The organism is Pseudomonas sp. MF6396, assembly GCF_002018915.1.
GTDB classification, from domain to species: Bacteria; Pseudomonadota; Gammaproteobacteria; order Pseudomonadales; family Pseudomonadaceae; genus Aquipseudomonas; species Aquipseudomonas palmensis.
Window position 1 is genome coordinate 86,300 of record NZ_MVOK01000008.1, and the last position, 13,025, is coordinate 99,324.

The window sequence follows — 13,025 nt, forward strand, 5'->3', positions numbered from 1 at the left end:
TTACTCCACCGCTATCATCGCTGGCCTTGTGCTACGGATAGAACGGTGAGGTTGCGATGGCGGGATTATGGGAGCCGGTGAACGGCGTGTTCTGGAGCACTCCACCTGCTGTACTGGATGACACATGGTCGTATTGGCCGGTAGCCCCAGTGCTTCTGGCGGCAATCGCAGCTAGTCTCGAAGTGCGGAAGCGCATCAAGGCGAAGCGTCTGCAGCCTGACTGGAAGTTGCGCCAGCACATGACAGCGATTGGCGCCGCCATTACAGCGGTTTATTTATTCGCCATGCTTGTGCTGGTCTGTGGGCGCTTCACTCAAGTGCTGAACATGCCCTTGAACGAAGTGGGCGACTTCCTAGCCGGCGCCTTCGGCCCGGTCGCTTTCCTGTGGCTTGTCCTCGGCTTCCTCCAGCAGGGTGACGAATTGCGACAAGGCACTGAGGCGCTACTACTTCAAGCCGAAGAATTGAAAAACTCCGTCAAACAGCAATCGATCATGGCAGATGCGGCCAAGCAGCAGATCAGAGCACAACGAAATGCGGAAAGACGACAGTCCCCCATGTACCGCACTAGTGAATTCCGCACCAGTGAAGTGAAGACAGAGTAATCACAAGCAAGGCAAAACAGGCTGCGCTCTCCACAGGCAGCCCTTGAGGCGCTGCATATGAACCAGACTGCCTTGAGGGCAGCGGTCGAGGAAGTTATCACCTGGATAAGGCAGCGGGGGTCAGTCAGTGTCCACTGATAACGTGATGACCAAACTGGAGGCGTTTGACCTAAATGCAAGTGTCTTAGCCTCAGCGATAGAACGCCTACGCTCATAGCCGCCCTCGGGGCGGACTAGTAACGCCTGCTCATATTTTGAACAGAGACTGCGAGATGGCCAAGGCCAGGAGCAAGGGTGTTAAGCATCACCCCTCATAGGCTGAGATTTCAACCGATTACCCATCCTCTTTGCATATTTCCTTCCATGGATTGCAGGCGGCATTTCCGCCCCATCAAAGTGCCGCAGAAAAATTATGGACAGCAGACCCAGAAAAGCGCGCCCTCTCTGCCGCCCGACTCACAAGTGGTTATCCGTTTAACCACCCTACGACCGGTACGACAATAGAAACAGCCAGAGCTACACCAGACATAACCGTGGCCCACAAGAATTTGCTGTTCTCCTGCTCAAGACCAGCTAATACGGATGCCATCAACGGGAAGTTTATACACCAGTTTTCCTCGCCGGCTATCTTGGTATAAAAAGCGACTCTGCCCCCACTATCTCTTCTGGCGTAACCGTATTTTTCTTCCATGTGGTAATACAGCCTGCCGAACACGATGTCGTCATCTACATTCAATTGCTTGGCGATCAGCTTGCAATCAATCGGTACGAGTATTTTCGACCTACGTCCGTTCTGGACATACTTTTCACCCGAATGATTCGTGAATTCTTCGTAGTACAACTTATAAATAATGTTCAAGACTTTACGATCAGTGGGAGTCTTCATCTTGGGCATCCATTGCTGAGATAGCTCAGCTTACCATGTTGGCCCCTGAGCATCTGGCCACCCCGCTACCAGCGCCACATCAGTCCCAAGGCAAAGGACCATCTCGCTCCGCTGAATAAGGCTCGCGCAGCCCACCTCCGGTAGGCGGAATAGCGGTTTCAGGCACGCCAGTCGCTGCTAGTTTGTAACGATCAAGTAATGGCGTTTGATGCGAAAGCTTCACAGCATTGAGACGCGCCTTGAATGCTTTGCCATCTGGATGACCGCACGCGATGAGTCTTCCCACCCGCCCCATCGCACGGTTGTAGAACGGTTCAAGATCGAGCCAACCACTACCGGCCTCGCTCATTAGCTCAAACTGCCGCACTGCTGAGCGTATACATTTACGCTCCGATTTAGTCAGCCCTGGCGTAGGATTGAACACACTCAATCCGGTCACAGTAACCGGCTGGAACGTTGCGTCATCAGCTTTGATGCCCTGACCACGAACACGTACATGAAGTTTCGCACGCTTCTGGCGACACCCTTTGGAAGCCAGCATCCCAGTGATGGTTGAAACGATGTCGGATAGCTCATTCGACGACGGCTCATGGCGACATGAAACAGTGATGTCATCAGCGAATCGGGAGTACTGAAAGCCGCGACCCATGAGGTCTTTTACTATATTGGGCTCTACATCCCAGAACAACAAATTGGCAATGTAGCCGCTGGTGCTAGCGCCTTGCGGAGTACTACCCTCACGGGTGCATATAGACGAAAGCAAGGCTGCTACAGACGTGCCGAATCCGAACAACTGGCGAAACAAGGCCTCAACGTGTTGAATTGAAATGGACGGGTAGAAGTTCTGGATGTCTTGAAGAACGAGGTACTTTGAACCTGCATGCACAGCGGCATTACTATGGATGCTTCTCGGAGACTGACGATCCTTGATCCCTCCATGGAGGTAGGCAGGGAAAATCGCTTTTGATAACAGTCTGTCTACGAGTTTACGTTGCACCCTCTTGAGAGGTTCGTGAGCATCGTAGGTATCTCGCGTCTCGCGCGGCTTACCTGGCTTGACTTTCTTCTCTTGGGGGACGTGGCGGTACATTCGGTCAGCTCTGGCGGCAAGCCTTTCAAGCAGTTGCTCGCTCTCGCCAAGCGCTAGGGCCAACGCCTTAACACTATGAATTGGCCTGAAGGGGTACGTGGGAGCGTCCATATTCCAAACCCTGAAATGAAGAAGGGCCGATACTTAGATCGGCCCTTCAGAATTCGAATGATGTGATTTGTTGCGTCATGAGATCAACCCAATGAGCTTGTCCATAGCATCACAGACATACTCCCAGTACTCAAGCTTGTTCTCCCAGAGATCCAGAAGTGCTTGGCGAATCACAAGTTCCTTCACTACGTCACGAAGGCGCTTTATACGATTGCCTTTCCCCCTTTCTTTCTTTGATTCCTTGCCATCGACTGTAACGCGGGTGCCTTGGTTATCGTGCTTTTGCAGCTTAGTCCGAGGACCAGCCGCCTTCTTCAATCGCAACATGGTTGTAGCTCCTTGACCGGCGAAATTGCCGCCGCCAAAGCATTCCGGGCCGAATGGAACTACCAAGACACCACTACAAACCACAGTTCTGCTTTTCGATCTTGTTTATCAAGATCGAAAAGCCGTCGCCGCCACATCTCGTCACCGTGAAGAGCTTCGCCGTAAGGACTTAACGCACAGCATCACGTTAGCGCTGCCCAGCATCACCGTAATGGCCGAAACCGTGGGGGACGTGAGGAGCGTGACGTTTATCGGTGACGCGTATCGATAGCGCACAGTGACGGGTCGTGCGGAGAGGTAGCCTTGACGAACATCAAAGCTGGTCGGTTTCCCAACCACCAACTGCAAGCCCAGAGAATTTAACCATGTTTAAAGAGCACCTGGACGGTACGCCCAGCGAATTCTTTATACCCTTCGATAGAACACGAAGCAATGCCAATGTGCCACTAAATGTGACAAGGCTTGGAGATCGGGCTTCACCAGCTTAGAGTGCTGAGTACAGTGCACCACTTAGGTGTGCTACGGCACTGGTCCACTTCGAGATTTTGAGCGAGGAAAGTCCATTAAAATTAAGGACTTATAAAATGGAGGCAACCCCACCAGCCACACCCCGGCACACGATGTTCCCGCTGTGGCTGCTCCCTTCCGGGCCTGACCAGGTTTACGGGTAATCGTTGCGGGGGGACCGATGGGGTCACCATAACGATGCTCGCCTGGCAGCGAGCGGGGCCATTGTACCGGTCTGACGCGAAGTTACAACCTCTGTACCGTGAAAAAACCACTCTGGCTCAAGGACTTGTGACTGCCGCCGGGGCATCGCCCTGGATCACGCAGTGAATGAAGTGCAGCTTGGCCACCACCGGCGCACTCAGCACGAACGGGTAGAAGTCGGTCTGGCCCATGCTGCGTGACAGCTCGTTGAGCATCGCCGACAGCTCCACCCAGGCATTGATGAACGCCAGGAACGCAGGCGCCCCAGGGTGCTCTGGCTGGTACAGGCTGCGGGCATCGAACGGCGGATAGTCCAGGTCCATCACCGAGGCGTCCATGCCCAGCGCAAGGGCGGTGTCCACCGCATCGGTCATGTGCAGGTAGTGCGCCCAGGTTTCGGCCCAGTCCTCCCAGGGGTGCATGGTGGCATAGGCGCTGACGTGGGCGACGGCCCAGTCCAGCGGTGCACCTTGCTGGTAGTGGCGCTCCATGGCCTGGGCGTAGCTGGCGCGCTCGTCGCCGAACAGGCGGCGGAAGTCCTGCAGCCAGGCGCTGCTGGCCACCAGACGGTCCCAGTAGTAATGCCCGATCTCGTGGCGCAGGTGGCCCAGTACGGTCCGGTAGGGCTCCTGAAGCTGCACGCGCACCTGCTCGCGCCAGTCGTCGTCGGCTTCGCGGATATCCAGGGTGATCAGGCCGCCAGCGTGGCCGGTGGTGGGGGGATTGCCGGCAATGTCGATGCCGATGAAGTCGAAGGCGATGCCCTCGCCGGCTGCGCCTTGCTTGGGCGTGACCGGCAACCCCAGGTGCAGCAGTTGCGCAATCAGGCGGCGCTTGGCGGTTTCCAGCTTGCGCCAGCGCAGGTGGTTTTCGGTGAACGACAGGTCGGGGATGGTGCGGTTGAGGCGACAGGCCAGGCAGAACACTTCGGGGTCGTCGACAGCCAGCAGCCAGTTGCAGCAAGCCGGGGTGTCGAGGTTGGCGCAACGCTTGAGCGGGCCGAGTTCTGGCTGGCCGTCCAGGTACCACTGGCCGTCCACAGCGGCCGGCAGCAAGGTACCGACATGGTGGGTATCGGGCCAGTAGCCCAGCGACGCCTGGCAGGCCAGGCATTGGCTGTTGCGAAAGAACACGGACTGTCCGCACTCGCATTGCCACACGCGCGTGCTGCGGCGTGCCTGGCTGACGAAGGGTGCGGCGATACGGGCGACGAGCTGTTCGAAGAATGGGTACATGGGGCCACCTCCTGGCTGGAGCCTAGCCTACACCATGTGCGTGACAGCGCTTGCGGTGTGCCTGACGCACCGTGCGCTCAGGTGTTGCGAGCGCTTCGCGCTCGATCGCGGGTCAAGCCCGCTCCCACGCCCTTCGGGCAGAAGCGGGCCGCGTGACCGCTACACCGCTATGCCCTGCTCCGACAGAAACGCCACGAACGCATCCTCATCCAACACCCTGAGCCCCAGCTCAGTGGCCTTGGCCAACTTGGAGCCTGCCCCCGGGCCCGCCACCACGCAGTGGGTCTTGGCCGAAACAGACCCCGCCACCTTGGCCCCCAGGCTCTCCAGCTTGTCCTTGGCGACATCCCGGCTCATGCGCTCCAGCGAACCGGTCAGCACCCAGGTCTGCCCCGCCAGCGGCAAGCCCTGGGCAACCTTCTTCTCGCTCTCCCAGTGCATGCCGAACTCGCGCAGTTGCGCCTCGACGCTGCGCGCCAGCGCCTGGTTGGCCTCGACCAGGAAGAACTCGCGCACCGCATCAGCCTGCTTGGCTGCCAGCGCCTGGCCCAGGTCGATGCCGTCGGCGGCAATGATGCGCTCAAGGCTTTGCAGCTTGGCCACCAGCTTCTCGGCACCCGTCGGGCCGACAGAAGGGATGTCGAGCTTGGCGATCAACCCGGCCAGGGTCGTACTGGCCGCGAACTCGGCGGCCAGCTCGCCCTCCTCCTGCAACTGCAGGCCGTTCTCGAGCAGTTGCGCGATGACGCTGCGGTTATGTTCGTCCTCGAAGAAGTTGTGGATCTCGTACGCCACTTCCAGGCCGATATCCGGCAGGTAGGTCAGCACCTGCGGCAACGCCACCATCACGCGCTGCAACGAGCCCAGCGAGCGCGCCAGCACCTTGGCGGTCTCCTCGCCCACATCCGGGATGCCAAGGGCGTAGATGAAGCGTGCGAGGCTCGGGCGCTTGCTGTCGGCAATGGCAGCCAGCAGCTTGTTGCTGGACACCTCGGCAAAGCCTTCGAGGTCGACGATGTCTTCGAATTTCAAGCGGTACAGGTCTGCCGGCGAGGCAATCAGCCCTTCATCCACCAACTGCTCGACGCTCTTCTCGCCCAGGCCCTCGATGTCCATGGCGCGGCGCGACACGTAGTGGATGATCGCCTGCTTGAGCTGCGCGCGACAGGCCAGGCGGCCGACGCAGCGGTACACCGCGCCTTCGCTGACGGTTTCCTTGCCCTTGCTGCGCTTGACCAGCTGGGTGCGCTCGACCTGCGAGCCACACACCGGGCACTGGGTAGGGATGTGCACCGCACGCGCATCGGCCGGGCGACGCTCGGTGACCACCTGCATGACCTGCGGGATGACATCACCGGCACGGCGGATGATCACCGTATCGCCGATCATCACCCCCAGGCGCGCCACTTCGTCCATGTTGTGCAAGGTGGCATTGGCCACGGTCACGCCGGCCACCTTGACCGGCTTGAGCCGTGCGACGGGGGTTACCGCACCGGTGCGACCAACCTGGAACTCGACGTCGAGCACCTCGGTCAGCTCTTCCATGGCCGGGAACTTGTGCGCTATCGCCCAGCGCGGCTCACGGGCACGAAAGCCCAGTTCGCGTTGCGAGGCCAGGCTGTTGACCTTGAACACCACCCCGTCGATCTCGTAGGGCAGCGCGTTGCGCCGCTCGCCGATGTCACGGTAGTAGTCCAGGCATTCCTTGATGCCGGCGGCATGCCGCAGTTCGCGGCTGATGGGCATGCCCCAGCCCTTTAGCTTTTCGAGGGTGCCGATGTGGGTGTCGGCGATGGCCTCGGACACCTGGCCCACGCCATAGCAGCAGAACTCCAGGGGGCGGCTGGCGGTGATCTTCGAATCGAGCTGGCGCAGGCTGCCGGCGGCGGCGTTGCGCGGGTTGGCGAAGGTCTTGCCGCCGATCTCGGCCTGGGCTGCGTTCAGCCGTTCGAAGCCCTCCTTGCTCATGAACACTTCGCCGCGCACCTCCAGCACCGCCGGCCAGCCCTTGCCCTGCAGCTTGAGCGGCACGTTGCGGATGGTGCGCACGTTGACGCTGATGTCTTCGCCGGTGGTGCCGTCGCCACGGGTGGCGCCCTGCACCAGCAGGCCGTCACGGTACAACAGGCTGACCGCCAGGCCGTCGAGCTTGGGTTCGCAGCTGTAGTCCACAGCCGCCCCTGCGCCGAACAGGTCGCCGGTCGGCAGGTCGAGGCCTTCGACCACGCGCCGGTCGAACTCGCGCAGGTCATTTTCGTCGAAGGCGTTGCCCAGGCTCAGCATCGGCACCTCGTGACGCACCTGGGTGAAGGCCGAGAGCGCCGCGCCGCCCACCCGCTGGGTGGGGGAATCGGGGGTGACCAGCTCGGGGTGTTCGGCCTCCAGGGCCTGCAGCTCGCGGAACAGGCGATCGTATTCGGCGTCCGGGACGCTTGGCTCGTCGAGCACGTAGTAGCGGTAGTTGTGCTGGTCGAGTTCGGCGCGCAGTTCGAGGATGCGGGTTTGGGCGGTCATGTGTGTCGTCTCTTGCAAAGCAAAAGAGCAGCTCGGGGCTGCTCTTGGCGTTCAAATCGGTGGATCGGCGGGGCAGCTTCCGGCAAGGCCAGCTCCTGCAGGGAGCGGCCATACCTGTCAGCGTTTCTGGGTCAGGGCGCGGCGCTCGAACTCGACGATGCGCTGGCGGTAGTGTTCGATGGTCTGCGCGGTCATCACGCTGCGCTGGTCATCCTTGAGCTCGCCATTCAGTTCATGGGCCAGCTTGCGCGCCGCCGCCACCATCACGTCGAACGCCTGCTTGGGATGGCGCGGGCCCGGCAGGCCAAGGAAGAAGCTGACCGCACGGGTGCTGAAATGGTCGATGTCGTCCAGGTCGAACACCCCAGGCTTGACCGCGTTGGCCATGGAGAACAGCACTTCGCCATTGCCGGCCATGCTTTCGTGACGGTGGAAGATGTCCATCTCGCCAAAGCGCAGGCCGCTTTCCAGGATGTTCTGCAGCAGCGCAGGGCCCTTGAAGCCGCTCTCGTCGCGGGCAATCACGCTGATCACCAGCACTTCCTCGACCGGCGGCAGGTCCTTGCCTTCGCTGGCACCGAAGCCAGTGCTCTTGGGGCTTTCGTCCGGGAAGTCGTCGTCGGCATTGCCGAACAGGTCAGGCTCGCGTGGCTCGGCCGCCAGGTTCAGGTCGCCCTGCTGCGGCTCGCTGGTACGCTTGGCACGCTTGGACCCCTTGCCCACCTTCGGCTCGCGCTGCTCGCGCGCAGCCGTCATCGACGGCAGGTCGTGCTCGTCGAGCTGGGGCTCCTTGTGGTCATCAAGCACCCGCGGCGGGCCCAGCACTTCGGCGCTGGTCTCTTCGTCCGGCAGGTTGGAGAAGCTGCGGTCCAGACGGAATTTCAACTTGCCCTTGCCGCCGCGCATGCGACGCCAGCCGTCAAAAAGAATACCGGCAATGACTATGATGCCGATGACGATCAGCCACTCGCGCAGACCGATTTCCATGTAATCCCGTGCCTCTGTGAAAAATGCTGAAAAATAAAGGGTTTAAACCCCTTTAAAACGTGGCGCCAACTCTATGTTCTGACAGGCGTTTTACCCACGCATAGAAAAATTTACATTAAGCTAGCACGACCAAAGATAACTTTACACCGTCTGTCGCAACTGACAGGGGCATTTGCTGCAAGTTCGTGCGTTATATCCGTTTTTCAGGCGTCGACCATGGCCATCGCCTCCTCCACGTCCACCGCCACCAGCCGCGAGCAACCGGGCTCGTGCATGGTCACCCCCATCAGTTGATCGGCCATTTCCATGGCGATCTTGTTGTGGGTGATATAGATGAACTGCACGGTCTGGCTCATCTCCTTGACCAGGCGCGCATAGCGTCCGACGTTGGCGTCGTCCAGCGGCGCATCGACTTCGTCGAGCATGCAGAACGGTGCCGGGTTCAACTTGAAGATGGCAAACACCAGGGCCAGGGCCGTCAGCGCCTTCTCGCCGCCCGAGAGCAGATGGATGGTGCTGTTCTTCTTGCCCGGCGGGCGCGCCATGATCGTTACCCCTGTATCGAGTAGATCTTCGCCCGTCAGTTCCAGATAAGCGCTGCCACCACCGAAAACTTTTGGGAAAAGTGCCTGTAATCCGGCATTTATCTGATCAAAGGTATCCTTGAAGCGGTTGCGGGTTTCCTTGTCGATCTTGCGAATCACGTTTTCCAGGGTATCGAGGGCCTCGACCAGGTCGGCATCCTGGGCGTCGAGGTAGCGCTTGCGCTCGGACTGCTGCTGGTACTCGTCGATGGCCGCCAGGTTGATCGCGCCCAGGCGCTGGATGCGCGCATCGATGCGCTCCAGCTCAAGTTCAGCCTCCTGCTCGCTGGCCTCGGCCAGCAAGGTCGCCAACACGCCTTCCAGATCATAGCCGTCAGCCTGCAACTGTTCCTGCAGGGCCTTGCGCCGCACACTCAGCCCCTGCCATTCCATGCGGTGCTGTTCGAGCTGACCACGCAGCAGCTGAGATTGCTGTTCGGCCTGGGTACGACGCTTTTCGGCCTCGCGCAGTTCGCGGTCGGCCTCGTCCATGTGCAGGCGTGCCTGACGCATTTCCTCGTCGACACTCATGCGCTTTTCCAGCAGCGCCTCGAGCATCATGCGCAGCTCTTCGAGGGGCGCCTCGCCCTCCTCCAGGTTCAGGCTCAGTTGTTCACGTTTTTCGTTCAGGCGCTCCGACTGCAGCTCCAGGCGCTCGAGGGCCTGGCGCGTGGAGTCGTGCTGGGCGCGCAGCGAGCCCAGGCGTACCGCCAACTGATGGGCGTGGTCCTTGTGCTGGCGGGCTTCCTGGCGCACGCGGTCGAGGCGTTCGCGCAGGTTGTCGCGCTGGGCCAGCAAGGCCTCGCGCTGTTCGGTGTCGTGGGCCATCAGGTCGCGGGCTTCCTGCAGGTGCAGGCGCGACTCGCCCAGGCTTTCGTGTTCGATGGCGCGCTGTTCCAGCAGCTCGGCCAGCCCTTCTTCAAGGCGCCGGCGGCGCAATGTCAGCTGCTCGGCGCGGGCCTTGCCGGCCGACAGACGGGCCTTGAGCTCACCTTGCTGGCGGGCTTCTTCCTGGGTGCGACGACGCAGTTGTTCACGGCTGTCTTCCTGCCCGCGCTGCTGTTCACGCAGGGCCAGCAACTGCGCTTCGAGCTGCTCCAGGGCAGCTTCCTGCTCCAGACGCTCCAGGCCCAGCAGCTCAAGCTCCTGCCCGCGGGCCAGCACGCCGCCTTGGGCATCGTTGCCTCGGCTGACCCGCAGAAAGTGGCGCCCCACCCAGTAGCCGTCGCGGCTGATCAGGCTTTGGCCGTCGGCCAGCTGGCCGCGCAGGCTCAATGCCTGCTCGAGGCTCTCGACCGGCTTGACCTGGCCCAGCCAGGGGGCCAGGTCAACGCCGCCCTGTACTTTGTCCAGCAGGCTGCCGGCAAGGCGCTTGCCGGTGCCGGCGGCCTCCAGCAGACGCAACTCGCCCTGCTCGAAGCCCGCCAGGTCGAGCCCGGCCAGGTCGTCCACCAGTACCGCGTGCAGGTCGGCGCCCAGCACGGTTTCCACCGCCAGCTCCCAACCCGGCTCCACGCGCAGGCCTTCAGCCAGGCGTGGGCGTTGCTCCAGGCCCTGCGCGCGCAACCAGTCGAGGGTACCGCTGCCTGGGTCCAGCGCGGCCTGCTGCAAGGCTTCGAGCGATGCCAGCCGGCCACCCAGGCGCTGCAGTTCACCCTGGGCCTGCTGCTGCGCCTGGGCGGCCTGCTGCAATTGCTCGCGCAGCGCGTCGAGGCGCTCGATCACCTGCTGTTCTTCCAGGTGCAGGTCTTCGAGCAGCAATTCGCTGCTGGCCAGTTGTTCGTTCAGTTCCAGGATGGCCGCATCTTCAGGGTCGGCGCTCAACTGGTCGCGTTCTTCGCCCAGCTTGCGCTGGCGCTCCGAGACGCGCTCCAGGCTCTGCTCCAGCTGCTGGATGCGCGACTGCTGCACCTCGGCCTGGCGGCGCGGCTCGGCGGAGCGGGTATTGAAGCTGTCCCACTGCTCCTGCCAGCCATGCATGGTGGTCTCGGCTTCCTCAAGGGTCGCGGCGGCCTCCTCGGCTGCCGCCAGCGACAGTTCCTGCTCGGGCTCGATCATCTCCAGCTCTTCGCCCAGGGTCGCCAGCAAGGTACGGTCGTGGCCCAGGTGCGATTCGGTTTCCAGACGCGCGCGTTCGGCTTCCTTGAAGTCATCCTGCAACTGGCGCAGACGCTGCTGGCCGTGCTGGATGTTCTGCTCGACCCGGGCGATGTCGCCGCCTACCGAATAGAAGCGCCCCTGGACCAGGTTGAAACGCTCCGACAGGTCGTGGTGACCGTCGCGCAGGCGCTCGATGCTCGCATCGGCATTGCGCTGCTCGGCCACCAGGGCCTCGAAGGCCACTTCCTGGTCGCCGATGATCGCCTCGCGCTGGCCCACCTGATCGTTCAGCGCACGCCAACGCAGGGCCGCCAGCTGGGCCTTGAGCTGACGCTCCTCGGCCTTGTATTCCTTGTACTTCTCCGCTGCCTGGGCCTGGCGGTGCAGGCGTTCGAGCTGACGTTCCAGCTCTTCGCGCAGGTCGGTCAGGCGCTCCAGGTTCTCGTGGGTGCGGCGGATGCGGTTTTCGGTTTCGCGGCGGCGCTCCTTGTACTTGGAGATGCCGGCGGCCTCTTCGATGAAGTTGCGCAACTCTTCGGGCTTGGCCTCGATCAGCTTGGAGATCATGCCCTGCTCGATGATCGAATAGCTGCGCGGGCCCAGGCCGGTACCCAGGAAGATATCGGTGATGTCGCGCCGACGGCACTTGGTGCCGTTGAGGTAATAGGTGTTCTGCGCGTCGCGGGTCACCTTGCGCCGGATCGAGATCTCGGCATAGGCGGCATACTCGCCCACCAGGGTGTTGTCACTGTTGTCGAACACCAGTTCGATACTGGCCTGGCTGACCGGCTTGCGGCTGGTGGAGCCGTTGAAGATGACGTCGGTCATCGACTCGCCACGCAGGTTTTTCGCCGAGCTTTCGCCCATCACCCAGCGCACCGCATCGATGATGTTGGACTTGCCGCAGCCATTGGGGCCGACCACGGCCGCCATGTTGCTGGGGAAGTTGACGGTAGTCGGGTCGACGAACGACTTGAACCCCGCCAGGCGAATGCACTTGAGGCGCATGCTCAGCCAGCAACCAGCGAGGACAGCACCAGCGTGCAACTGCGCTCGCAGTACTGCGTCAGCACCTCGCGGATACGCGGCAGGTCGCCACCCACCACCGCTTCTAGCAGTTGGGCGAACAGCACCAGGAAGTCGTTCATGTTGGCCTTGCGCTGGTCCAGCGCCAGGTAATAGGTGCGGCTCATGGCCGGCTGCAGGTTCTCGACGGTTTCCTGCAGGTAGGGGTTGTTGGCGAACGGGTACGCGGCGCGCATCACCGCGAAGCTCTCTTCGACGAAGGCCTTGATGTCCTGGCGCGCACTGGCGGCGTGCAGACGCTGCTGGATGACCAGAAACGGTGCAAGTTCGGCTTCGCTGCGCGGCGCGCTGGCCACGGCATTGCCCAGCAGGATGTACAGCTCGCTCATCAGGGTGCAGAGGCTGCGCACGTTGTGCTCGTTGAGCGCCGTAACCTGCGCGCCACGGCGCGGCAGGATGGTCACCAGGTGCCGGCGCTCGAGTATAAGCAGTGCCTCGCGCACCGAGCCACGGCTGACATTGAGCGCCTGGGTGACCTTCTGTTCCTGGATGCGCTCGGCAGGTTTGAGCTCACCGCGGATGATCCGCTCGGCCAGGTAATGGGCAATTTGCTCGGAGAGGCTGTCCGGCGCCTTGAACGTCATGGTTTTCCTTCAAAATCATTGAACTGTGCACAAGCGCCGATTGTAGCGCACTTGCCTGCACCTCGCGCAGCGGCACAGGCACGCAGTTGGCACGATTGAAGCAAAACAATCGTCAACCCGGCCCCGGTTCTATGCTGAATACAGAGGCTATCGAGGATGACAGGATCAGCACGCACAAAAAGCTGACCTTGAAGTCAGAAAGCAG

Annotated in this window: 9 protein-coding genes and 1 other RNA gene; 1 reads left to right on the plus strand and 9 read right to left on the minus strand. The window is 61.4% G+C overall.

What is annotated here, in order from left to right; translation table 11 throughout:
- Window positions 1-56: 56 nt before the first annotated feature.
- On the plus strand, window positions 57-605 hold the full coding sequence (locus tag MF6396_RS10360) for a hypothetical protein (RefSeq protein ID WP_153046073.1): 549 nt from the start codon (window positions 57-59) through the stop codon (window positions 603-605).
- 466 nt (window positions 606-1,071) lie between these two features.
- Here MF6396_RS10360 and MF6396_RS10365 read toward each other — a convergent pair whose 3' ends face one another.
- The 9 genes from MF6396_RS10365 to MF6396_RS10405 all read right to left on the minus strand — a co-directional run bounded on the left by MF6396_RS10365 (window position 1,072) and on the right by MF6396_RS10405 (window position 12,820).
- A complete protein-coding gene (locus MF6396_RS10365; RefSeq protein WP_078480249.1) occupies window positions 1,072-1,491 on the minus strand; it encodes a hypothetical protein in 420 nt (139 codons plus the stop codon).
- A gap of 79 nt (window positions 1,492-1,570) precedes the next feature.
- The gene (locus tag MF6396_RS10370; protein WP_238596428.1) at window positions 1,571-2,581 is read right to left on the minus strand and encodes a reverse transcriptase family protein; all 1,011 of its coding nucleotides are present in this window, start codon (window positions 2,579-2,581) and stop codon (window positions 1,571-1,573) included.
- A gap of 186 nt (window positions 2,582-2,767) precedes the next feature.
- Entirely contained in the window at window positions 2,768-3,019 is a 252-nt protein-coding gene (locus MF6396_RS10375; RefSeq protein WP_078480251.1) for a hypothetical protein, read from the minus strand.
- Window positions 3,020-3,613: 594 nt separating this feature from the next.
- Window positions 3,614-3,710, minus strand: an RNA gene (gene ffs / locus MF6396_RS10380) — signal recognition particle sRNA small type.
- Window positions 3,711-3,807: 97 nt separating this feature from the next.
- Entirely contained in the window at window positions 3,808-4,965 is a 1,158-nt protein-coding gene (locus tag MF6396_RS10385; protein WP_078480252.1) for a zinc-binding metallopeptidase family protein, read from the minus strand.
- A gap of 159 nt (window positions 4,966-5,124) precedes the next feature.
- Window positions 5,125-7,479 carry an NAD-dependent DNA ligase LigA gene (ligA, locus tag MF6396_RS10390; protein ID WP_078480253.1) on the minus strand — a complete coding sequence of 785 codons (2,355 nt, stop codon included), beginning with the start codon at window positions 7,477-7,479 and terminating at the stop codon, window positions 5,125-5,127.
- Window positions 7,480-7,596: 117 nt separating this feature from the next.
- A complete protein-coding gene (gene zipA, locus MF6396_RS10395; RefSeq protein WP_043862361.1) occupies window positions 7,597-8,466 on the minus strand; it encodes a cell division protein ZipA in 870 nt (289 codons plus the stop codon).
- A 203-nt stretch (window positions 8,467-8,669) separates the two neighbouring features.
- A complete protein-coding gene (gene smc / locus MF6396_RS10400; protein WP_078480254.1) occupies window positions 8,670-12,158 on the minus strand; it encodes a chromosome segregation protein SMC in 3,489 nt (1,162 codons plus the stop codon).
- A 2-nt stretch (window positions 12,159-12,160) separates the two neighbouring features.
- Window positions 12,161-12,820 carry a GntR family transcriptional regulator gene (locus MF6396_RS10405; RefSeq protein ID WP_043862359.1) on the minus strand — a complete coding sequence of 220 codons (660 nt, stop codon included), beginning with the start codon at window positions 12,818-12,820 and terminating at the stop codon, window positions 12,161-12,163.
- Window positions 12,821-13,025: the final 205 nt, after the last annotated feature.

What these genes read in the sequence shown, in the direction of transcription:
- MF6396_RS10360 (WP_153046073.1), top strand. Translation starts at nt 57, where the DNA reads ATGGCGGGATTATGGGAGCCGGTGAACGGCGTGTTCTGGAGCACTCCA.
- MF6396_RS10365 (WP_078480249.1), bottom strand. Translation starts at nt 1,491, where the DNA reads ATGAAGACTCCCACTGATCGTAAAGTCTTGAACATTATTTATAAGTTG.
- MF6396_RS10370 (WP_238596428.1), bottom strand. Translation starts at nt 2,581, where the DNA reads ATGTACCGCCACGTCCCCCAAGAGAAGAAAGTCAAGCCAGGTAAGCCG.
- MF6396_RS10375 (WP_078480251.1), bottom strand. Translation starts at nt 3,019, where the DNA reads ATGTTGCGATTGAAGAAGGCGGCTGGTCCTCGGACTAAGCTGCAAAAG.
- MF6396_RS10385 (WP_078480252.1), bottom strand. Translation starts at nt 4,965, where the DNA reads ATGTACCCATTCTTCGAACAGCTCGTCGCCCGTATCGCCGCACCCTTC.
- ligA (WP_078480253.1), bottom strand. Translation starts at nt 7,479, where the DNA reads ATGACCGCCCAAACCCGCATCCTCGAACTGCGCGCCGAACTCGACCAG.
- zipA (WP_043862361.1), bottom strand. Translation starts at nt 8,466, where the DNA reads ATGGAAATCGGTCTGCGCGAGTGGCTGATCGTCATCGGCATCATAGTC.
- smc (WP_078480254.1), bottom strand. Translation starts at nt 12,158, where the DNA reads ATGCGCCTCAAGTGCATTCGCCTGGCGGGGTTCAAGTCGTTCGTCGAC.
- MF6396_RS10405 (WP_043862359.1), bottom strand. Translation starts at nt 12,820, where the DNA reads ATGACGTTCAAGGCGCCGGACAGCCTCTCCGAGCAAATTGCCCATTAC.